This is a genomic window from Micromonospora sp. NPDC049047 (genome assembly GCF_040649135.1).
Taxonomy (GTDB): Bacteria; Actinomycetota; Actinomycetes; order Mycobacteriales; family Micromonosporaceae; genus Micromonospora.
Window position 1 is genome coordinate 69,897 of record NZ_JBEZEY010000003.1, and the last position, 19,927, is coordinate 89,823.

At 71.0% G+C, this 19,927-nt stretch carries 20 protein-coding genes; 12 read left to right on the forward strand and 8 right to left on the reverse strand.

The features are described 5' to 3' along the window. Position 1: 1 nt before the first annotated feature. Both AB0B86_RS05905 and AB0B86_RS05910 read right to left on the reverse strand, forming a co-directional pair. Positions 2 to 808, reverse strand: coding sequence for a zf-HC2 domain-containing protein (locus AB0B86_RS05905; RefSeq protein WP_357416271.1), 807 nt, complete (start codon positions 806 to 808; stop codon positions 2 to 4). Continuing rightward, positions 805 to 1,356, reverse strand: a complete 552-nt coding sequence (locus tag AB0B86_RS05910; RefSeq protein ID WP_357416275.1) for a sigma-70 family RNA polymerase sigma factor — start codon at positions 1,354 to 1,356, stop codon at positions 805 to 807. The genes AB0B86_RS05905 and AB0B86_RS05910 overlap by 4 nt, the downstream gene beginning before the upstream one ends. A 218-nt stretch (positions 1,357 to 1,574) precedes the next feature. Between AB0B86_RS05910 and AB0B86_RS05915 the strand changes: the two genes are divergently transcribed. The 3 genes from AB0B86_RS05915 to AB0B86_RS05925 all read left to right on the forward strand — a co-directional run bounded on the left by AB0B86_RS05915 (position 1,575) and on the right by AB0B86_RS05925 (position 6,248). Then, a complete protein-coding gene (locus tag AB0B86_RS05915) occupies positions 1,575 to 2,345 on the forward strand; it encodes an IclR family transcriptional regulator (RefSeq protein ID WP_357404818.1) in 771 nt (256 codons plus the stop codon). A gap of 433 nt (positions 2,346 to 2,778) precedes the next feature. Then, positions 2,779 to 4,215, forward strand: a complete 1,437-nt coding sequence (locus tag AB0B86_RS05920; RefSeq protein WP_357404820.1) for an extracellular solute-binding protein — start codon at positions 2,779 to 2,781, stop codon at positions 4,213 to 4,215. Next, complete coding sequence (locus AB0B86_RS05925) at positions 4,212 to 6,248, forward strand: ABC transporter permease subunit (RefSeq protein WP_357404822.1); 2,037 nt, start codon at positions 4,212 to 4,214, stop codon at positions 6,246 to 6,248. Before AB0B86_RS05920 ends, AB0B86_RS05925 begins: the two co-directional genes overlap by 4 nt. 43 nt (positions 6,249 to 6,291) lie before the next feature. Here AB0B86_RS05925 and AB0B86_RS05930 read toward each other — a convergent pair whose 3' ends face one another. The 5 genes from AB0B86_RS05930 to AB0B86_RS05950 all read right to left on the reverse strand — a co-directional run bounded on the left by AB0B86_RS05930 (position 6,292) and on the right by AB0B86_RS05950 (position 10,682). Next, the gene (locus AB0B86_RS05930) at positions 6,292 to 7,185 is read right to left on the reverse strand and encodes a CDP-diacylglycerol diphosphatase (protein ID WP_357404824.1); all 894 of its coding nucleotides are present in this window, start codon (positions 7,183 to 7,185) and stop codon (positions 6,292 to 6,294) included. Positions 7,186 to 7,375: 190 nt separating this feature from the next. Continuing rightward, positions 7,376 to 7,786, reverse strand: a complete 411-nt coding sequence (locus tag AB0B86_RS05935; protein WP_357404826.1) for a VOC family protein — start codon at positions 7,784 to 7,786, stop codon at positions 7,376 to 7,378. A gap of 13 nt (positions 7,787 to 7,799) precedes the next feature. Continuing rightward, entirely contained in the window at positions 7,800 to 8,573 is a 774-nt protein-coding gene (locus AB0B86_RS05940; protein WP_357404828.1) for an ArsR family transcriptional regulator, read from the reverse strand. Positions 8,574 to 8,587: 14 nt separating this feature from the next. Continuing rightward, positions 8,588 to 9,508 (reverse strand): helix-turn-helix domain-containing GNAT family N-acetyltransferase, encoded by a 921-nt coding sequence (locus tag AB0B86_RS05945; protein ID WP_357404830.1) that lies wholly within the window; start codon positions 9,506 to 9,508, stop codon positions 8,588 to 8,590. Between the two features lie 10 nt (positions 9,509 to 9,518). Then, complete coding sequence (locus AB0B86_RS05950; protein WP_357404832.1) at positions 9,519 to 10,682, reverse strand: low temperature requirement protein A; 1,164 nt, start codon at positions 10,680 to 10,682, stop codon at positions 9,519 to 9,521. 194 nt (positions 10,683 to 10,876) lie between these two features. On the opposite strand from AB0B86_RS05950, the gene AB0B86_RS05955 reads away from it, so the two are divergent. Beyond that, positions 10,877 to 11,341, forward strand: coding sequence for a hypothetical protein (locus AB0B86_RS05955; RefSeq protein ID WP_357404834.1), 465 nt, complete (start codon positions 10,877 to 10,879; stop codon positions 11,339 to 11,341). Positions 11,342 to 11,502: 161 nt separating this feature from the next. Further along, complete coding sequence (locus AB0B86_RS05960; RefSeq protein ID WP_357416279.1) at positions 11,503 to 12,132, forward strand: phosphatase PAP2 family protein; 630 nt, start codon at positions 11,503 to 11,505, stop codon at positions 12,130 to 12,132. An 8-nt stretch (positions 12,133 to 12,140) separates the two neighbouring features. On the opposite strand, the gene AB0B86_RS05965 is transcribed toward AB0B86_RS05960, so the two are convergent. Then, positions 12,141 to 12,812: an A24 family peptidase gene (locus AB0B86_RS05965; RefSeq protein WP_357404936.1), complete on the reverse strand. Its 672-nt coding sequence runs from the start codon at positions 12,810 to 12,812 to the stop codon at positions 12,141 to 12,143. Between the two features lie 802 nt (positions 12,813 to 13,614). On the opposite strand from AB0B86_RS05965, the gene AB0B86_RS05970 reads away from it, so the two are divergent. The 7 genes from AB0B86_RS05970 to AB0B86_RS06000 all read left to right on the forward strand — a co-directional run bounded on the left by AB0B86_RS05970 (position 13,615) and on the right by AB0B86_RS06000 (position 19,909). Beyond that, positions 13,615 to 14,181 carry a hypothetical protein gene (locus AB0B86_RS05970; protein WP_357404838.1) on the forward strand — a complete coding sequence of 189 codons (567 nt, stop codon included), beginning with the start codon at positions 13,615 to 13,617 and terminating at the stop codon, positions 14,179 to 14,181. A gap of 89 nt (positions 14,182 to 14,270) precedes the next feature. Further along, positions 14,271 to 15,143, forward strand: coding sequence for a hypothetical protein (locus AB0B86_RS05975; protein ID WP_357416706.1), 873 nt, complete (start codon positions 14,271 to 14,273; stop codon positions 15,141 to 15,143). Next, on the forward strand, positions 15,140 to 15,802 hold the full coding sequence (locus AB0B86_RS05980) for an SAF domain-containing protein (RefSeq protein WP_357416281.1): 663 nt from the start codon (positions 15,140 to 15,142) through the stop codon (positions 15,800 to 15,802). The genes AB0B86_RS05975 and AB0B86_RS05980 overlap by 4 nt, the downstream gene beginning before the upstream one ends. A 2-nt stretch (positions 15,803 to 15,804) precedes the next feature. Next, positions 15,805 to 16,605: a ParA family protein gene (locus tag AB0B86_RS05985; RefSeq protein WP_357416283.1), complete on the forward strand. Its 801-nt coding sequence runs from the start codon at positions 15,805 to 15,807 to the stop codon at positions 16,603 to 16,605. Then, entirely contained in the window at positions 16,595 to 18,133 is a 1,539-nt protein-coding gene (locus tag AB0B86_RS05990; protein ID WP_357404844.1) for an ATPase, T2SS/T4P/T4SS family, read from the forward strand. Before AB0B86_RS05985 ends, AB0B86_RS05990 begins: the two co-directional genes overlap by 11 nt. Before the next feature lie 4 nt (positions 18,134 to 18,137). Next, the gene (locus AB0B86_RS05995; protein ID WP_357404846.1) at positions 18,138 to 19,040 is read left to right on the forward strand and encodes a type II secretion system F family protein; all 903 of its coding nucleotides are present in this window, start codon (positions 18,138 to 18,140) and stop codon (positions 19,038 to 19,040) included. Next, positions 19,040 to 19,909, forward strand: a complete 870-nt coding sequence (locus AB0B86_RS06000) for a type II secretion system F family protein (RefSeq protein ID WP_357404940.1) — start codon at positions 19,040 to 19,042, stop codon at positions 19,907 to 19,909. The genes AB0B86_RS05995 and AB0B86_RS06000 overlap by 1 nt, the downstream gene beginning before the upstream one ends. The last annotated feature ends 18 nt before the right edge of the window (positions 19,910 to 19,927 follow it).

Sequence of the window (19,927 nt, forward strand, 5' to 3'; positions counted from 1 at the left end):
TTCAGAACGAGGTGAGGCGCCGGAAGCTGTTGGCGCGCAGGAGGGTCAGGCCGGCCAGCACGACGGTGACGACGACCCACCCGCCGGTGGCCGCCGGTCGCAGGAGCACCGGCAGTTCGGCGGTGGCGAGGCTGGGCGCGATCACGGCGGCGGCCCAGGCCACCATCAGGCCGACCGCGGCGCGGTGAACGCCGACGAGGGAGCCGAGCAGCAGCGTGGCGGCGGTGAAGGCCAGGCACGGCAGCAGCATCAGCGCGGGGTTCGCCCGGCTGACGCCAAGGGCGGCGAACGCGGCGAGCACCGGGATGATGAGGACGAGCACCACCGCGGTACGGCGCAGCAGCATCGTCAGACCTGCCGACGGGGTGGCGGCGACCAACTCCCAGGCCGGGTCGCCGCGTCTGCTCCAGGCGGCCGCGACCCCGGGCAGCGGCGCGAGGGGCGCAAGCAGCACGACGATCGACGGCAACTCGGACAGGAAGTACGTGAGCAGGGCAGCGGTGCCGAGCACGCCGGCGGTCATGGCGACCCACGGCAGCAGCGCCGCCACGAACCAGCGCTGGCGCACCGGCGTACGGAAGAAGGCCCTTGCTCGTGGTGCGGGGCCTGCGGCGATCCCACGGTCCACGGCCGACGCGACCTCGGCGACCAGGGCGCGCGACTCGGACGTGGTGCTGCCGGCCAGGCGGGCGCGGCAGTCGGCGCAGGTCTCCAGGTGCACCTCGATCGACCAGACGGTCGCCTCGTCGAGGCCGGGATCACCGTCGGCGTAGCTGTCGATCTCGTGCAGGGTGGGATGCGTTGTCATGACAGGGCCTCCCGCAGGACGATCCGGGCGCGGCGGATCCGGGACTTGACGGTGTTCTCGGGTACGCCCAGCAGCACGGACGTCTCGCGGACGGTGAAGCCGTCCAGGACTGTGGCGCGCAGCACCGCGCGGACCTCGGGCGGCAGCACGGCGAGGGCCTGTTCGAGTTCCTGCCCGACGCGGCCGGCGAGCACCTCGTCCTCGGCGGCGGGCACCACCGTCTCGACCGGGTGCACCTGCGGCACCCGGGCCTGCCGGGAGCGACGGCGGAACGCGTCGACCAGGCGGTGCGCGGCGATGGTCCACAACCAGCCGACGGCACTGCCGCTGACCTGGTCGCCGGCGAAGCTGCCGGCCGCCCGCCAGACCGTCAGGTAGGTCTCCTGGAGGACGTCGGCGACCACGTCCGCGTCGGCGCACCGACGCCGCAGCCGCACCTCCAGCCAGGGCGCGGTACGCCGGTAGAGCTCGTCGAAGGCCCGCCGGTCACCGTGGGCCACGCGGCGGACGAGTTCCTGCTCGTCGGCAGCGTCCAGACTTCGTCTCACAACAGGTAGGACGATGACCTCCTCGCGATCGGGTCACGCATCGGTGTGACCGCCATCACCACCAGCGGAGGCCGGTCGAGCGCATGTGAGTGCGCCCGCGCCCCTTACTGCCCAGCCACGTTCGTGGCGCGCTCGGAGTTGACGTGGCTATCCTCTTCGGGTGCTGGCCCGTGTGGAGATCGTTGGCACGAGTCCGGCACTGCGAAGGGACTTTCGACATGCCCCGTGTGGTACCGGCAGTCATCCGCGCGCTTGACGTCCTCGAACTGTTCCTGGACTGCCCCCAGCTGTCGGCACGTCAGGTGATGGAGCGACTCGACCTGCCCCGCACCACGGTCCACGAACTGCTCGTCACGCTCGAGGCGCGCTCGTACCTGATCTCCGTACCGGGCCAGCCGGTGCAGTACCGGCTCGGTATGCCGCTGTTCCAGTTGGGCGCGGCGTTCGCGGGCCGGCTCGATCTGGTACGCGAGGCGCAGGGCGTCGCGCGGGACGTGGCCGCCAGGTGTGACGAGGCGGTTCATGTGGCGGTGCTCGACGGCGCCGATGTCATCTACCTCGTCAAGTTCGACAGCACGCACCCCGTGCGGATGGTGTCCGGTGTCGGGCTGCGCCTGCCGGCCCACTGCACGGCGGTCGGCAAGGTGCTGCTGTCGGCCCTCGACCAGGCGGACCTGGACGGCGTCCTGTTGAAGGATCCTCTGCCGGGGATGACGACGGCCAGCATCACCGACCCGGACCTGCTCCGTGAGCACCTCGAACGTGTCCGTACGGAGGGTGTCGCTGTCGACGTCGGCGAGTCGGACAGCGCGATGCGCTGCGTCGCGGCGGCGATCCGGGACCACTCCGGTGCCACCATCGCCGCGATGAGCCTGTCCGCGCCGATCATTCGCTGGACGCCTGAGGTGCAGGTGGAGTGGACGGGGCTGGTTCGGGAAGGCGCTGCCGCACTGTCGGCTCGCATGGGCTACCGGGCCCAGTCTCGATAGCCGACCTCACGCTTTCGGCTCGAAACAACATCGAAACATTGACATCACTCAGCGGGCTGCTCTAGCGTCGCGACCACTCGATCCGGTATATCGAACCTAGTTCGAAATCTCGAACGGCGGTGGTCCCGTGAACCGACCGAACTGGAACGTCAGCGCCACCATTTCGGCCCGGTCGCCGATCGCCTCAGCCTCGTCGCGCTGCCCGACGTGTGGCACCCGAAATGTCCCCAGTGGCTCGGGCGGAGCGTATGTGAGCGGACGTCCCACGGTGGTGGGCGGGCCCGCTCGCCACCGTGTCGACCCACGAACGAACTGATCTCGACGGGCGAACCTCCATGGTCGCCGTCACAGAAACCAACTGCAACACAACCATCGCGGTGCCCGCCAGGTGAGCCGTCGGCGTGCAGCCGTGCGCGGGAAACGAAGGAGGCGAATGTCCATGGAAGAAAAGCCGGCGTGGTCTCGGCGCGGTTTTCTGGGGTTGGGAGTGGGGGCTCTCGGCGCGGCCGGTCTGGCCGCGTGCGGGGGCGAGTCCGACTCACCCCCGAAGGCGCAGGCCGAGGTTCCGCAGGAGTTGATCGACGCCGCGGCGGCGATGAAGGGCTCCTCGATGGGGATGCTGTCGCAGAAGCTGTACTCGACAGCGGCGAACGAGGCCCTCGACAGCTCGATCAAGAAGTTCGCCGACACCACCGGGACGAAGATCGAGAACAGCCTGGTCCAGGCCGACGCCGGTGACGTGGTGGCCAAGATCGATGCCGAGGTCAAGGGCGGGGTGGCACGTGACCTGGCGTTCATGACCGACTCCCGGTTCGTCGCGCAGTTCCAGGCGCTCGGTGACCTGGAGGACGTGACGGACGTCGTCACGGCGCTCACTGCCAAGTACGGCGAACCCTGCGCCGAGGCCAAGAACTTCTGCGTCTTCGACGGCAAGTGGTTCGCCATCCCGTACCACTTCATCGGGATCGGGTCGTTCCTGCGCAAGGACTGGATGCAGGACAAGGGCATCACTCCCAAGGACATCTACAGCTGGGAAGAGCTGCGGGACGTGTGCCTGGAGATCTCCGATCCCGCGAAACGCCGGTTCGGCTGGGGCATGACGGTCAACCGGTCCGGTGACGGCAACGGCATGATCGAGGCACTTATCAACGCGTACGGCGGATCGATCGCCTCCAACGACGGGCGGAAGGTCACGTTCAACTCCCCCGAGACGGTGCAGGCGGTCACCTTCCTGGGCGACATCTACACCAACGAGAAGTACAAGCGGATGCTGCCGCCGGGCATCGCGAGCTGGACCGACACCAGCAACAACGAGAACTGGCTGGCCGGGATCCTCGGCTACACCCGCAACCAGTTCAGCGTCTACGCGGACTCCCGGACCAAGAAGAACCCGGTGCACGCGAACACCCACGTGTTCTCCGACTGCATCGGACCGGCGACGAACAACCCTCTGCTGCTCGGCCAGTCCCAGGGCTTCGTCGTCTTCAAGGGCGCCAAGAACCCGGGGCTCGCCAAGCTCCTGGCGCAGTACCTGGTCAGCGCGCCCGCGCTGCTCGGGGTGGCGAAGGAGGCACCCGGCCTGGTGATGCCCGCCTGGGAGAAGGTCTGGGACGCCGACCCGTTCTTCACGAGCGGCGACCCGGCGTTCCCCATGCTGCGCAAGATCACTGAACTGAAGCTGCCGCTGAACACGAAGAACGGCCTGGCCTTCCCGCAGAAGGCAAGCGCGGGCCAGCAGGCGGTGGGGTCGGCCTACGTCCTCACCGACATGATGCAGCAGGTCGTGCAGGGGGCCGCGCCGGCGCAGGCCGTGACGACCGCCCACGCGAAGATGGTGCAGATCTTCAACCAGCAGGGGCTGCCGCAGTGAGCTCGGTCCGTCCCGTACGGGTCCCGGCGGCGCGGAAAACCCCGCCGTCGGGCCCCGGCTCGCTCACCGCCACCCAACGCCGGCTGGGTCGGGACTGGCGGCTGGCGACAGTGTTCCTGGCGCCGATGGCCCTGCTTGTCGGCGCGCTCGTCCTGGTGCCGATCGCCAGGTCGATCCTCACCAGCACCACCGAACGGCACGGGCAGGACTCCGTGTTCGTCGGCCTGGACAACTACCTCGCGCTCATCGGCGACGACCAGTTCCACACCGGTGTGGTGAACTCGTTCGTCTTCACCGCGTACGCCGAGATCTTCAAGGTGGTGCTGGGGTTGGCCGCGGCCCTGCTGCTGCACCAGCGCCGTCGTGGGCGGGCCCTGCTGACCGGGCTGCTGCTCGTGCCGTGGGTGGTGCCGACGGTGGTGACCGCGTTCAGTTGGCGCGCGCTGCTCGACCCGATCTTCGGCAGCGTCAACACGCTGCTCACCGCCAGCGGAATCGGGCCGTTGCTGGCCAGCGCGCACCTTGTCGACAGTTGGCCGGCGGGCTGGCTGTCCGACCCGGAGCTGGCCATGCCGTCGGTGATCCTGGTCAACGTCTGGAAGGGGGTGCCGTTCTTCACCGTCTGCTTCCTCGCGGGGTTGAAGGCCATCCCGGCGGACCTGTACGAGGCGGCGACCATCGACGGTGCCTCGTCGTTGCAGCGGTTCACCCACGTGACGCTGCCCGGGCTGCGCCACGTGCTCACCGTGACGGTGACCCTGTCGTCGATCTGGACGTTCAACAACTTCGACCTGGTCTGGCTGTTGACGCAGGGCGGACCGGGCGACGTGACAGCGCCGTACGTGCTTGTCGCGTACTCGAAGGCGATCTTGCAGTTGCAGTACGGCGCCGGCGCGGCGGTCACGCTCGTCATGCTGCCCATCATCGGCGGGCTGGTGTTCGTGCTGGTCCGGTTGCTACGCCAGGACACCACCATCAGGCTCCCCGGGCGCCGACAGTCGGCGTGGCGGATCGGGGCGCGACGGTGGGCCGGGACGGCGCGCCGGGCGCTGCCGTGGGCGATCACCGCAGTGGTCACCGGTCTGCTCTTCTGGGCATCGCCGGAGATCTTCTGGAAGGCGGCGGTGGTCCTCGGGGTGATTCTGCTGATCGCGGCGGCGGTCGGCCGGGTGGTCTCGGGCCTGCAGTCCCGGGGCGGTCGTCGGGCGTCGTCAGCGGTGTCGGGGCTGGGGTCCTGGGTCGCGCTGGCCGGGTTGCTCTTCTTCGTGCTGGGGCCGCTGTACTGGATCGCCGTCACCGCCTTCAAGTCCGAGGGCCAGGTCGTGATGCGCACCGACGACCTGTGGCCGACGCCGTGGACCCTGGAACAGTTCGGTGCCCTCTTCGACAACCAGCCGTTCGGCCGCTGGTATCTCAACACCATCCTGGTGTCGGCGGCGTCCACAGCTGTGGCGCTGGTGTGCGCCGCCCTGGCGGGCTACGCGCTGGCCCGGCTGCGGTTCCGCGGGGCGCAGGGCTTCACCGTCACGGTGCTGCTCACCTACGTGATGCCGGGCGCGCTGCTGTTCATCCCGCTGTACCAGATGCTCATCGGCGCGCGGCTCACCGACTCGTTGTGGTCCCTTGTGGTGACGTACCCGACCTTCACCCTGCCGTTCGCCACCTGGCTGCTTGTCGGCTACTTCTCGTCGATCCCCATCGAGCTGGAGGAGGCCGCGCTCGTCGACGGCTGCACCCGCCTCCAGGCGTTCGGCCGGGTGGTGCTGCCCCTGGCCAAGCCAGGGTTGCTGGCGGTCGCGCTCTTCACCCTGACCAACGCCTGGAACGAGTTCCTGTTCGCGTTCGTGTTCATCACGAAGGACGAGTACAAGACGCTCCCCGTCGGCATGCAGTCGATGATTGCCGGAGATGTGGTGCCGCAGGGCCAACTCGCCGCCGCCTCGCTGCTGGTCAGCATCCCGGTGGTGGTCATGTACGCCCTCGGGCAGCGCTTCCTTACCGAAGGGCTCACGGCCGGCGCGGTGAAGGGCTGACCGGTGATCGTGGCCGCCGGGACGGTGACGTGGCCCGAGGACGTCAGGTGTACGCGAGCAGAAAGTCCACGGTGCCTGTGCCGCCGGGCTGACCGGGTGGGGTCTGGAGAGCGGGTTCGCTGTTCAGCACATAGAACCCTCCGTTGCCGACCAGGCGGGGAGTGACCGCCAGCGCCTGGTCGGCCATGGTCGCCCCGGTGGGGCGTACCACGCTGTCGCGCAGCAGCATGAACAGGTTGGTGTTCAGGTTCGAGACGTGCAGCACCCGGTACGAGCGGGGGGCCGGCATTCCCGTACTCGTCAGGCCCCAGATGGGGACGATCTGGTTTCGCCAGTTTGCCGGGTTGTTGGTGATCGAGCTGTCATAGGCGTTGAGCTGGGTCTGGATGCCACTGTGGATACCCGCCAGGTGGATGTGTAGTTGGTCCTGGTCACGGGTGGTGGCGGAATTGATCCCGAGGCCGATGTTCGGGTACACGACGTGTGCGGGTTGACCGGGCTGGGCGTTGATCCACGCGTCCAACCAGTAGTTGGGCGCGGCGGCTGTCGCGATGAACGGGCACTCGATGCCACTCACCCGGCAGGCCGGTACGAGCAGGAAGTTGTGGTTGTTCTGCGGTCTGCCGTTGAGCACCACGTAGTCGGACGTGACGGTCAGGCAGTTGGTCGGCGGTGTGGTCCTCGTACCCTGGCAGACCTGCACCCGGTCCCAGAGGTCGTACCTGCCACCGGTCTGGTTCCGGAAACCGCACAGGGCGGACTCTGTCGGGCAGTTGGCCCCGCCCGGGGCGGGCGGAGCGGGTGCGGGCGACTGCCCGCCGTCGGCCATCCCGACATCCGCCCCGGCAAGCCCCAGCAGGCCGGTGGCACCCGCGACCCCCGAGAGCTTGACGAACTGGCGCCGATACATCAGATCGCTCTGCTTGTTACCGCTCACCGTCACCCTCCGCCACGACGATCCGTAGGTCGCTGGCCAGCCATGCTTTCCAGCCCGCACGCACGCGAACTCGCTGGCGGAAATCAGGACTCAACGGCCGGAACGCGCCGAGTCTAGGACGAATCTTCCTCACCCCGACGGCGTCACCGGCAACGAGTCCCCTGATCGTGGCGGGGCCGCCGCCCCCGGCTCAGGGCGCGGTCGGCGCGGCTGGGCCGGGCCGGTGGGCGGGTTGGAACAGTTCGACGAGGTTGCCCGCGGGGTCGGTGAGCAGGACCTGGCGACCGCCGGGACCAGAGACCACGTCGCCGCGGAACGACAGCCCCGCGCGGCGCAGTCGGTCGATCTCGGCGTCCAGGTCGTCGACGATCAGGTGGATGCGGTTACGGCCGGCAGTGGTCGCGTCGTCGGGGGTGGCACGGGCACCCGAGCTGGCCGGCCCGGACAGCAGCAACCGCAACGGGCCGCGTACCACGTCCGCGAAGGCGGGCACGGCGCTTGTCTGCAGGGTGAAGCCGAGATGCGTGGTGTAGAAGTCCACCGCCGCCTGGACGTCGTCGACGAGATAGCGGACGCCTGCGTACCGCTCGGGTGCTGTCACTGGTGAATCTCCTTCAGGGGCGGGCGGCGGCGAGGACAGGCAGCAGGTGCCTGATGCGGGTGTCGATGTCCGCCGCGATCTGCTGAAAGGCGGGGTAGCTGGCCTGGTCGGTGTCGCCGGCCGTGGCGGGGTCGAACAGGCTCCAGTGCACCCGCCGAGGATGGCCCGGAAAGTCCGGGCAGACCTCGCGGGCCTTGTCGCACAAGCTGATCACGTAATCGAACCGGCGGCCGGTCACCGTGTCCACGTGCCGGGTGCGCTGGCCGCCGACGTCGATGCCAAAGTCGTCGCGCAGCAGCCGTACGGCGTTGGGATGAAGCCGGGGCTTGGGCCGGCTGCCGGCGCTGACCACCTCGACCCGGCCGCCGGCACGGTGGCTCAGCAGGGCCTCGGCGATCGGTGAGCGCGCACCGTTGCCGGTGCAGACGAACAGCACGCCGACGGGGGCCGAGCGCCGGGGGCTGGTCGGTGACCTGGGGGGCGCATGGTCGCTGCGCAGCGCCGGGTGCAGGGCGGCTCCGGATTCGGCAAGCGCCGCCGCGCAGCGGTCCACCTCCAGGTGGTAATAGCTGTCGCGGCCGTCGAAGCTGCTGCGCGTGGCGGTGACCAGCCCGCCGTCCCGCAACAGCCGCAGATGGTAGGAGACGAGGTTCTGCGGCTCACCGCTCAGCGCCACCAACTCGCGGACCCGATAGTCGCTGTTGGCGAGCTCGGTCAACAGCCGCCATCGCAGTGGATGGGCCGCCAGGCGCACGAACGCCGGGACGGCGTGATTCGACGACACCACGACAGCAACATACATCAAATGGATTTGATGGAATAGGCATCCCGCCGGAGCTGCTTCTCGAACCAGTGGTGGGCGTAGTGCTCGGTGTTGTACGCCTCGATCTCCCGGTAACCCGACGCGCGGTACATGGCGATCGCCTCGGTGAGGTTGCGGTTGGTGTCCAGTCGCACGGCTGTCGCGCCCCGCTCGGCGGCGTACCGTTCCAGCTCGCCCAGCAGCCGCCGCCCGATGCCGAGCCCGCGCACGGTGTCGGCCACCCACACGCGTTTGAGCTCGGCGGGGCCGCCCGGGTGGAGTTTGACCCCGCCGCAGCCGATCGGCTCGGTGTTGAGGGTGGCGAGCAGGAGCACGCCGGCCGGCGGGACGAGAGCCTCGTCGGGGACCGGGTTGCTCAGTGCCGGGTCGAACCCGTCGTCGAACCGACAGGCGACCTCCCGGGCGTAGGCGCGCAGGCAGGCGCGGGCCCGCGGGTCGCTCGGCGGACAGGCCTCGATGACGACCATCGACCCGATGAGCAGCCGTTCGACCTCGGCCATGGCGGCGACCAGTCGTTCCCGACGGTGCTCGGTGAGGGGTTCGAGGATCGAGGTGGCGAGGTCGTCCGACCGTTTGTCGAGATCGGCCCACTGGATCCGGCCGGCGTCGGTGAGCGTGGCGGTGCGTACCCGGGCGTCGCCGCCGGCCTGGTCGCCCGGTCCCACGGTGACCAGGCCGTCGTTCTCCAGGGCGCGCAGCAGTCGACTGAGGTAGCCGGAGTCCAGGCCGAGCCGGGCCCGTAGCGCGGCGACCTCGGCACCGGCCGGGCCGATCTCCCAGAGCAGACGCGCCTGCCCGAGGGGTCGCCCCTGGGCCATGTACTCGTCGTCGAGCGCACCCACCCGTTGGGTGACCGTCCGGTTGAATCGCCGCACGGCGGCGATGAGCGTGGCGTCCATACGCCTGACTTTAGTCAGGATTTCTGATGTGGCGGTAGGAGCGGAGCCCTGCGTGGTCCAGGACGACCACCGCGAGCACCACCCCGGTGGCGACCGCGCTCACCGCCAGCAACGGCAACCGCAGCACCGCCGCCGCACCGACCAACACGATCAGAGCGGCGACCCGGGGCCAGGAGAGTCGCCGGTGGATCGCCACCGAGAAGAGGATCCGCCCGAGGAGGAAGAGCATCGGACCACCCAGGATGACGATCGCCGCGGTCCGGTCACTCGTCTTCGTGGGGTGGGCGATGCTCAGTTCGGCGCCGACGGCGGTGACCACCAGCCCGGCGATCATCACGAGGTGCAGGTAGCCGGTGATGACGCCGAGCCGGGACGGGTCAGCACGCTCGATGACCGGGCCCAGGCGCTGACCGGCGGGCGTCACGTAGAGCAGACCGATGAGTACGGCGGCGGCGAAGACCAGCAGCAAGGCGGCGGTCTGCGAGAGCTCGAGGCGGGTGCCGGCGTACGAGAGGCCGGCGACCAGGACGAGTTCACCCAGCCCGATGATCATGATTTGCTGGTACCGCTCGGCGAAGTGTTCGCCAGCGAGGTGCAACTCCTGCCGGGTCGTCCGGCCGAGCCGAGGAGTGGGCCAGCCGAGTCGTGGGCCGGTGAAGTCGAGCGCGAGCGCGAACAGCCAGAGCGGCACCCGCCACTGCGGCAGGAACCCGCCGAGCAGCCACGGTACGGCGGAGACGCTGAACCAGCAGAGGATGCGCAGCGCCCTCTTCTGTCGGGGGTGACCGCGCAACGCGAACGCGGTCACCACGCCCCGGGCCACATGCACCAGGACGTACGCGCCAGCGAAGAGCAGACCCCGCCCGTCCAACGCCTGCGGAATCGCCACCCCGGCCAGCAGGCTGCCCAGCGCGGCACCGACAAGCAGCCATCGGACCCACGGGCTCTCCGGGTCGTACCAGTCGGCGAACCAGGTGGTGGTGACCCAGATCCACCACACCCCGGCCAGCAGCAGGGCGGTCCGCAACGCGCCGACCACCGTGAGGTCGTGCAGCAGATGCTCCGCGAGCTGACTGAGGGCCAGTACGAACGCCAGGTCGAAGAAGAGCTCCAGGAACGAGGCGCTCAGCGGTGAGGTCTCCCTCCGCAGCAGCCGTTCCGGCCTGCTCGCCATCGGTGCTCCTCCCGGTGGCTCGCGCGGCCCGCCTCCGTCGTACCACCCGGGGCCGGCCACCGGAGGTGGAAACCGGGTCAACGACGGAGGCCGCCGCGACGACGACCCGGCGGCCCCCCGTGTCGTTGATCCGGCAGCGCCCAAGGTCGTCGCTGACCACGGTGGGGGCACCGACTCAACGAGGGGGGACGACGATGACCGCTCAGCGGGAGACCGTGCAGGTCGATCACGACCTGTTCCGCGCCGTGTACGACTCGCCAGCGGCACTGCCCGGCCGACACCGCTGGACCACCCCGGAGTCGGACGTCCGGCGGCTGGAGAAGCTGCTCGGGATGCCGGCGCGCAGCATCGGCGCACCGCTCTGGGTGAGCGGTGACGAACCCGACTGCCCGAAGTGCGGCCGCCGCGTCACCTGGTACGACATCGTCTCGTCGGCACTCTCCGGCCTGCACGACAAGGACATGATCGCCACGGTCATCCTCGGTGAGCGCAAGTACGTGAACACCGAGATCCCCGCTGCCATCGCCGGTGTCCGCTGCGCCGACTGCCACACCGCGATCGATGGCCTGCGCAGCTTCAAGTGCCACAACTGGGCGTACGCCTTCGAGGCGCTGGAGGCCGTCCGCGAGCGGATGGCCGGCCGTCCGGGGCCGACCTGACCGAGCCGCGCCGCCGCGGTCCCCGTCCGGCAGAGCCGGCTGCACGAGTCCTTGACGAAGGTCATGACGCCCGACCCACCTTCGACAGCTACGTTGCCCGCTGCCCTGTTCCTAGGGTGTCCCCGGGATGAACGGAGTATGAACGAGAGGTGAGGTGATGCATGGCCGCCAACGGCAGCATGGACGTTCCGGAGATCAGTGCTGAGTGGTACCGCGATGTCGTCGACGCCGCCGCCAGCAGCCCCGAGCCGGTGCAGTGGTTCATCGGGCACGCCACCGAGGGGGTGATCCTGCCGCTCGGCGCGCTGCTGGTGCTGGCCGCGCTGACCCGACGGTCCGGCGGCCCGCACGACCGGGCGCTCGCCCTGGTCGCGCCGCTGCCAGCCCTGCTGGCGTACGCCGGCAGCGAGTGGCTCAAGACCGTGGTGGACGAGGATCGCCCCTGCCGCACGGTCGGCCGGGCGATCATCGCGGGCACCTGTCCGCCGCCGGGTGACTTTTCGTTTCCCAGCAACCACGCCACCATCGCCGGCGCGCTGGCGGTGACCACGCTCCTGCTCTCCCGCCGACTTGGTCTGGTCGCGCTGCCGCTTGCCGCGCTTGCCGCCTTCTCCCGGGTCTTCGTGGGCGTGCACTACCCGCACGACGTGATCGCGGGCGTGCTGTTGGGTGCGCTTGTCGCCGTGGTGGCGATGCCGCTGCTGGCCCGTCCGGCCGCCGAGGCGCTCCGCCGTCGAACCGAGCGCGCCGACCGCCAACTCCCGAAACTGGCGAGCCGTACCCGCCACTGAGCCGACGGTCAGCCGGCCAGCAGCAGCGCGCCCACCGTGCCGAGCAGCAGGAACGGGCCGAACGGCAGGTGCGTGCTCCACCGGACCCGGCGGGCGGCCAGCAGGCCCACGCTCACCAGCGCGGACAGCCCGAAGGCGAGCAGCAGCCCGAGGAGCAGTACCGGCCAGCCGTACCAGCCGAGCAGCGCGCCCACACCGAGCGCCAACTTGGCGTCACCCAGCCCGAAGCCGCGGCGGCCCAGCAGCACCGTTGTGGTGGCGAAGAACAGTGCCAGCCCGGTGCCGCCGATGGCGGCCGTCCACAGGTGCGCCGGCTCGCCGGTGCCGGCGGCCACGCCGAGCAGGAGCCACGTCCCGGCCGCCGCCGGCAGGGTGAGCCGATCCGGCAACCGGTGCACGGTCAGGTCGACGAAGACCGCCGGGATCGTCCAGCCGAGCCACCAGGCCAGCGCCGGCAGCCCGCCGCCCGCCGGGCCGACCAGGGCCAGCAACAGCGCAGCGGTGAGCCCGGCCAGCTCGACAGTGCCCGGCGGTGGGCCGATCCGGCTGCGGCAGTGCCCGCACCGGGCCGTCGGACCCAGCGCGGGCCAGGGCCGGGTCAGGCTCACCGGGGCGTCGCAGGCGTCGCAGCCGGTCCGGTCCGGTCGACCCGGAGGTACGGCGTAGCGCAGCGCGGCCATTCGCAGCAGCGGACTGACCGCGAGGACAGCGAGCACTGTCGAGAGCCGGACACCTGCCACACCCGTGGCGAGCGGCGCCTGCGGCGCAGGCCGCCCCGGCGGTGGCAGCGGACCTGCGGTTTCGGTCACGGCACCGGACGGCGGGGGCGGCGGGCTCCGGTCGGGTGGGTTTTCCCGGCCGGGGACGGCTGCCGGTGGGCCGGTCAGCGCCATGTCAGCACCCTTGCGTCCCGGCGTGCCCCCGGACTGCGAACACGGATCGTGACCGAATGGTCGCTGTGGTGTAGCGGATGGCGCGGAAAGCGACCTGCGCGCCGGACCGCCGGAGGGTGCCCGCCAACGGACCAGGGCCGGGCGCCCTGTCGGGCGGGGCAGGTCGTCCACCTGCCGACGACCCGGCCGGGATGCCGGGATGGGGGCGCGATGTCCCACTCCCGGGACCGGCGACGACACCCGGTCGGGCCGAGCCGGGCAGACGCCGCCCGACCACCGGCGATCGCCCACTCCGACATCGCGCGGGACGCAACGCGGACACCGGCCACCACCACCTCTCATCACCCAGCGTATTTGCTTGAATTGCCTCTGTTGTATCGGCGAACGTCAGCCTATGCTCGCCCCTTGGGTGTGACGCAAGCCTCACCTGCACCATCCAGCGACACGGGACCCTGCATTTGTAGAAGATCCGTAACGGTGAATGCGCAAGCGCAATGATCGGCTCCGGATGTGGTGATCCGGACGCGCTTCCGCATGCCCGACGGCGGTGCTCCAGCACCTCGCCGGGCGACCACGAGGAGGCTCGACGGTGCGCGGACGGCAGCTCAGACGAGCGGCGATCTGCCTGCTCGCGGTCGTGGCGGCCGGGCCGGTCGCGGCCTGCGCCAACGGGCAGGAGGTCGTCGACACGCCGCCGGCAGCCCAGGACGACAGCCGACGGACGACCTCTGATCTCGACCGGCGCGCTGCCGAAAAGGCGGCACTCGACGCGTACTCCGGTTATCTCGCGGCCTCGCGTGCGGCAAGTGGACGCAGTGATCCGAAAGCGCCGGAACTGTCCCGGTTCCTCGCTGATCCACTGCTGACCCGGGTGCAATTGTCCATTCGCGACGCTAAGGAGCACGGTGCTGTGCGTACCGGGACGTTGAAGTCCGACCCGACCGTGACCGCCGTCAGCCTGGACGCGAACCCGGCCACCGTCGAGATCCAGGACTGCCTGGACCTGACCGGCTACCTGTTGGTCTACGCCAAGAACAAGCGCGTGGTCCCGGGCAGTGGGGGCGGCCGGCACCTCTCCACCGCCACGGCGACCCGATATCCGGACGGCCGCTGGCTGATCAACTCCGGCGCGTTGCACCGGGAACAGCCGTGCTGACCTGGGCCGGAGAGGGCGCTCCGACTCGTACCCCCCGTGCCTCGTCAGGTCGGCGCGCACTCGCCGGGATCGGGGTCGCGCTCCTGCTGGTGGTCGGCACCACGCTGCCGGCCGCCGCCGCCGCTGGCCGGGCCGGCCCGGGGGCGAGCTGCCCGCCCGACCAGCCCGACTGCAGCGTCTGGGACGACGAACCCGGCAACCCGGGCGGCCCCGGCGGCGGCGGAGACAACGGCGGCGGTGACGATGACGGCGGCGGCAGTGGCGGCGGCGGCTGCCGCTGGGAGGGCCGGACCGTCCCCTGCTACGACGACCTCAAGGGCTGGTTCAACAGCAGCGACGGCTGCTACTACGAGCTGGCCGAGCCCCAGGACGAGGCGCCGGAGGGCAAGCAGTGGTACGTGCAGACCTGCAACGGCGGCGACGACGTCGGCAACATCACTGTGGTGCTGCGGGAGCCGCCGCCCGGGTTCGGCGCGCCGCCCGACCCGGAGGAGTTGGCCCGCCGCGCCCTGGCCACGATCACGCTGAAGCCGGCACCGCTGGCGGTCGCACCCCGCAAGGCCAACGGCCCCGGCCTGGTCGGCCTGCCGGTGTGGATGTGGTCCGAGCAGGCCCCCGAGTACTTCGGCCCGATCCCCGCCCGCGCGTCCGAGCGGGGGCTGACCGTCTCCATCACCGCGGAGGTCGACCAGATCGTCTGGGACATGGGCAACGGTGATCACGTGCCCTGCCCCGACGCCGGCACCGCGTACGTCGCGACGAACAAGGACCTGGCCGGCCGCACCTCCCCGGACTGCGGCTACGACAAGGGCTACCAGAAGGCCGGCACCTACGACATCACCGCCACCACCCACTGGAAGGTGACCTGGAACGGCGGTGGCGAGAGCGGAGTGATCCTGGTGACTCGGGACAGCGGCATCGTGCGGATCCGGATCAACGAACTCCAGGTGGTGACCCGATGAGCCTCGTGACGCACAACGGAACCGGGTCGGTGGACGCACCGGTCAGCCCGCCCAAGGTGGTGCGGCAACGGCGGGTCCGCCCCGGGTTGCTCGGTCTCGCCGTCCTCCTGATCGCCCTCGGTGGGCTGGGCGCGGCGTTCGCTGTCACCTCGGTCCGGGCCACCGGCAGCTATCTCGCGGTCGCCCGGCCGGTGGAGGTGGGCCGGGAGGTCACCGCCGCCGACCTGATCACCGTGCAGGTCGCCGGCGGTCAGGGGCTGCGCCCGGTGCCCGCCGGCCGGCTCGACGAGGTGGTCGGCAAGCGGGCTGCGGTGACGCTGGTCCCGGGCACCCTGCTCACCCTGGGGCAGGTCACCGACAATCCGCTGCTCGGCCCCGACCAGCAGCAGATCGCGCTCGGTCTGAAGACCGCCCAGGTGCCGGCTCGTCAACTGCACCCCGGGGACAAGGTCCTGCTGGTGAGCACCCCGGACCGCAGCAACACCGGGGACCCGGCCGTCGTCGCCGGCACCAGGTTCTCCGCGACGGTGATCGACATGGTCAGCCCGGGCAACGACGACAAGGTGCTGTACCTGGCGCTGCCCACCCGGGACGTGCCCGCGGTGGTGGCCCTCACCGCGCAGGCGCGCATCGCCGTCGTACTTACCGAAGCGGCCTGAGCATGGCGATCATCGCGCTGGTCTCCGCGAAGGGTTCGCCCGGCGTCACGACCTCCGCGCTGGCCTGCACCCTCGCCTGGCACCGACGGCTGGTGCTCGCCGAGTGCGACCCGGCCGGCGGCTCGATCCTCGCCGGCTACCTCGGCGGCCAGTTGGACGGCCCCCGCGGCATCGGCGAACTGGCCGTCGGGGAGCTGCGCGACGGCAATCTGGAGACCGCTTTCTGGACGCAACTCGTCGACCTGGACGCACCCCGTCGGGAACGACTGCTGCTGCCCGGCATCGTCGACCCGGCCCAGGGTGGCAGCGTCACCCCGCTCTGGCAGCGGTTCGCCGACTACTTCAACGCCCTCGACCGGGGCACCCCCGGCTACGACGTCCTTGTCGACTGCGGCCGGTTGCACGTCCCCGGGCCACCGTGGCCGGTGCTGCGGGCAGCCTCGGTGGTGCTGCTGGTGACCCGGGCACAACTGCCGGACCTCTCCGGCACCCGCGCGGCGGTCAAGACGATCGAACGGGACTTCGCCGAGCACCGGGTGCCGCCCGGCACCCTGCGGCTGCTGCTGGTCGGCGGCGGACACGGGCGAGCCGAGATCAGCCGCGCCCTGAAGCTGCCGGTCATCGCACGGCTGCCCCACGATCCGCGTACCGCCGGGGTGCTCGCCCTGGGCGGGACCGTGCGGACCGGACGGCCGCTGATGCGCGCGGCCGCCGCGTTGGAGGTGCCGATCGGCGCGCTCCTGGAGCGGCGACAGGCCCGGCTGGCCTGGCCCGTGCAGCAGGGGGTTCCGGATGCGGTTTGAGCCGGTCTCGACGGATCCTCGTCAACAGCCGCCGGGCGTGACCTCCACCGAGCCGCCGCTGGCCGGGCCGAACGGCCGGCACCAGCCCGTGCCGATGCCGCAGCAGAGGCCCGCCGCCATCCCGCCGCCGGCATCGGCACCCCGGCCCCGGATGGATTTCCAGGTGGTCCGGGAGCTGCGCCGGGAACTCACCGAACGGCTCACCCTGTGGCAGCGCGGCCGGGAGTTCACAGTCGACGAGGAGGACACCGAGCGGGCCCGGCTGGCCGTCACGGTGGTCGCCGAGTATGCGGACTTCGTCCGCCGGGCCGGCACCCCGATGGCCGCCGGCGAGGAGCGGCTGCTGCTCGACCAGGTGACCGCCGAGCTGGTGGGGCTCGGCCGGCTACAGACGCTGCTTGTCGACGACACAATCGAGGAGGTGCACATCCTCGGCTGCGACCAGGTGCGCATCACCCGGCACGGCGGCGGGGTGGACTGGGCCGAACCGATCGCCGACAGTGACACCGAGTTGGTGGAGATCCTCCAGGCGGCGGCCCGCCGGGCCGGCGCGACCGAGCGCTCCCTCTCCACAGTGAAGCCGACCCTCGACCTGCAACTGCCCGACGGCAGTCGGCTGGCGGCGGTGTTCCTGGTCAGCCACCGCCCGTACGCGGTGATCCGCAAGCACAACACCCTGGACGTGAGCCTCGACGACATCGCGGGCACCCGGGATGACCTCGACGAGATGATCGACCCGCTGCTGCGCGACTTCCTGCGCGCGGCGATGCGCGCCGGGTTGAACATCATGGTCGCCGGGTTGGCCGGTGCCGGTAAGACCACGATCATCCGGGCGTTGATGAACGAGATCCCGCCCGACGAGCCGTACGTGCTGCTGGAGGAGAGCCGCGAACTGCTGCCGGCCCGCCGCCGGGAGCGGCACCGGGCGGTGATGAGCTTCGAGGCCCGGGAGGGGCACGGCGAGCGCGGCTTCGACGGCCGGCCGGCCGGTGAGGTGACGATCGCCGACCTGATTCCCCTGTCGCTGCGGATGGGCGTGTTGCGGATCATCGTGGGCGAGGTGCGGTCCCGGGAGATCGTGCCGATGCTCCAGGCGATGACCACCAGCCGGGGCTCGATGTGCACAATCCACGCCCGCACCGCCGCCGGGGTCGGCGAACGGATCGTCGAGCTGGCGTTGGCGCACGGCCGCGAGATGACAGTCGACCAGGCCCGCCGGATGGCCGGCAACGCCCTCGACCTGATCGTCTACGTCACGGTCGAGGACGAGACAGCGATCGGCGGGCGCAAACACCGGTTCGTCTCCCATGTGGAGGAGGTGATCGGGGCTGGCGAGGCCGGTCGGATCACCACCACCACCGTCTTCGGGCCCGGTCCGGACGGTCGGGCGGTCCCCCGGCACCTGCCGGAGCGGGTCCGCGACCAGTTGCTGCGGGTGGGGTACGACGCGCGGTTGCTGACCCGGTGGGTGGAGGCTGGCGCCGGTGCCTGGCGCCGGCCCCGACAGACCCGACTCGGCCGGCGGTGACCCGATGCTGAGCAGCCTGGAGTTGATCGCGGTGGTCTCCGGGGCCGCCTGCGTGGCCGGCCTGCTGTTGGCAGTGGTCGCGCTTGTCGGCACCCGCCGGCCCCCCGGGCCTCGTCCGGGCGGCCGGCCGGGCCTGGGCCGGCTGTGGCGCGGGCCGGGTGCCACACCTGCCGAGCAACGGGCCTACCAGGCGCTGCTTGTCGCCGCGCTGGTCGCCGGCGCGCTGGCGTTCCTGCTTACCGGGTTGCCGGTGGTGGGCCTGCTGGTGGCGGTGGCGGTGCCCGGCACCCCGTGGCTGTTCGGGGTGGGCCGGGCCGAGCAGCGGGCGATCGCCCGGATCGAGGCGGTGGGCGAGTGGACCCGCCGGCTCAAGGACGTCTCCGGCACCGGGCAGGGCCTCCAACAGTCGATCATCGGCACGATCGGCACTGTGCCACCGGGCATCGAGGAGGAGGTACGCCTGCTCGCCGCCCGCCTCCAGGCCGGCTGGACGGCCCGCTCCGCGCTGCTGGCGTTCGCCGACGAGATCGCCGACCCGGTCTGCGACCAGGTGGTCGCCGCGCTGATCCTGCACCTCTCGGACCGGGGCGAACGGCTGGGTGACGTGCTCGGTTCGATCGCCGGCGCGGCATCCGCGGAGGTGGCCACCCGGCGGGAGATCGAGGCCAAGCGGACGCAACCCCGGTTCGCGGTCCGCTTCCTCACCGGGATGACCCTTGCCGCCCTGGCGTACGGCCTGCTCAACACCGAGTACATCAGGCCGTACGGCACGCCTGTGGGTCAGGTGGTGATGGCCGCCCTCGGCGCGGCCTTCGTCGGCCTGCTGGCCTGGGTGCGGTCGATGAGCCAGCCGCAGCGACCGGCCCGGTTCCTGCCGGCGGCCGACCCGAGCGAGGTGATCGCATGATGCTGAACTGGCAGCTCGCCCTGGCGGTCTGTGGTGGTGCCGGCGTCGGGTTCGGCGTTTTCCTGGTGGTCCGGGAACTGGTGCCGGCGACCCCGGCGCTCGGTCCGGCGCTGCGCCGGCTGCACCAGCCGCCGGGCACCGGCCGGGTCGCCACTCCCGCCTCCCGACGATTGGACTCGCTCACCGGGCTGTCCCGCTGGTTGCGGCCACCGCACCGGCAGCTCGCCCTGATCGGCCAGACCCCCGAGCAGTACGCGCTGTCGATGCTGCTCTCCACACTGATCGGGCTGGCCACGCCGACAGTGCTCGGGGTGGCGCTGCTTGTGCTCGGCGTCTCGATTCCCCTCGTCGTACCGGTGCTCGGCAGCCTCGGCCTGGCGCTGCTGGGCGCCCTGCTGGCACACCGGGCCGTACTCACCAAGGCCGAGGCCGCCCGGGACGAGTTCCGCGCTGCCGTCTGCACCTACCTCGACCTGGTGGCGTTGCAGCTCAGCGCCGCGCACGGACCGGTGCAGTCGCTTGAACGCGCGGCTGCGGTCTGCGACGGCTGGGTGTTCGACCGGCTCCAGGAGTCGCTGCGGATCGCCCAGATGCAGATGCACGCGCCCTGGGACGAGCTGCGCGACCTCGCCGACAAGATCGGCATTCCGGAGCTGGGGGACGTCGGCGCGATCATGCGCTCCTCCGGCAGCGAGGGTGCGCAGGTGCACGAGACGCTGCGCAGCCGGGCCGACTCGCTGCGCGACCAGATCCGCACCGACAACCTCGCCCGCGCCGAGGGGGTCACCAGCCGACTCGACATCCCCGGCTCGCTGCTCGTCTTCGTGCTGCTCGGCTTCGTCCTCTACCCGTTCGTCGCCCGGCTCTGACCCCCGTCCACCCGAAGG

Bases quoted from the DNA above. Each gene is read 5' to 3' on its own strand.
- AB0B86_RS05905 (WP_357416271.1), bottom strand. From the start codon at position 808: ATGACAACGCATCCCACCCTGCACGAGATCGACAGCTACGCCGACGGT.
- AB0B86_RS05915 (WP_357404818.1), top strand. From the start codon at position 1,575: ATGCCCCGTGTGGTACCGGCAGTCATCCGCGCGCTTGACGTCCTCGAA.
- AB0B86_RS05920 (WP_357404820.1), top strand. From the start codon at position 2,779: ATGTCCATGGAAGAAAAGCCGGCGTGGTCTCGGCGCGGTTTTCTGGGG.
- AB0B86_RS05945 (WP_357404830.1), bottom strand. From the start codon at position 9,508: ATGGACGCCACGCTCATCGCCGCCGTGCGGCGATTCAACCGGACGGTC.
- AB0B86_RS05950 (WP_357404832.1), bottom strand. From the start codon at position 10,682: ATGGCGAGCAGGCCGGAACGGCTGCTGCGGAGGGAGACCTCACCGCTG.
- AB0B86_RS05955 (WP_357404834.1), top strand. From the start codon at position 10,877: ATGACCGCTCAGCGGGAGACCGTGCAGGTCGATCACGACCTGTTCCGC.
- AB0B86_RS05960 (WP_357416279.1), top strand. From the start codon at position 11,503: ATGGCCGCCAACGGCAGCATGGACGTTCCGGAGATCAGTGCTGAGTGG.
- AB0B86_RS05965 (WP_357404936.1), bottom strand. From the start codon at position 12,812: ATGGCCGCGCTGCGCTACGCCGTACCTCCGGGTCGACCGGACCGGACC.
- AB0B86_RS05980 (WP_357416281.1), top strand. From the start codon at position 15,140: ATGAGCCTCGTGACGCACAACGGAACCGGGTCGGTGGACGCACCGGTC.
- AB0B86_RS05985 (WP_357416283.1), top strand. From the start codon at position 15,805: ATGGCGATCATCGCGCTGGTCTCCGCGAAGGGTTCGCCCGGCGTCACG.
- AB0B86_RS05990 (WP_357404844.1), top strand. From the start codon at position 16,595: ATGCGGTTTGAGCCGGTCTCGACGGATCCTCGTCAACAGCCGCCGGGC.
- AB0B86_RS05995 (WP_357404846.1), top strand. From the start codon at position 18,138: ATGCTGAGCAGCCTGGAGTTGATCGCGGTGGTCTCCGGGGCCGCCTGC.
- AB0B86_RS06000 (WP_357404940.1), top strand. From the start codon at position 19,040: ATGCTGAACTGGCAGCTCGCCCTGGCGGTCTGTGGTGGTGCCGGCGTC.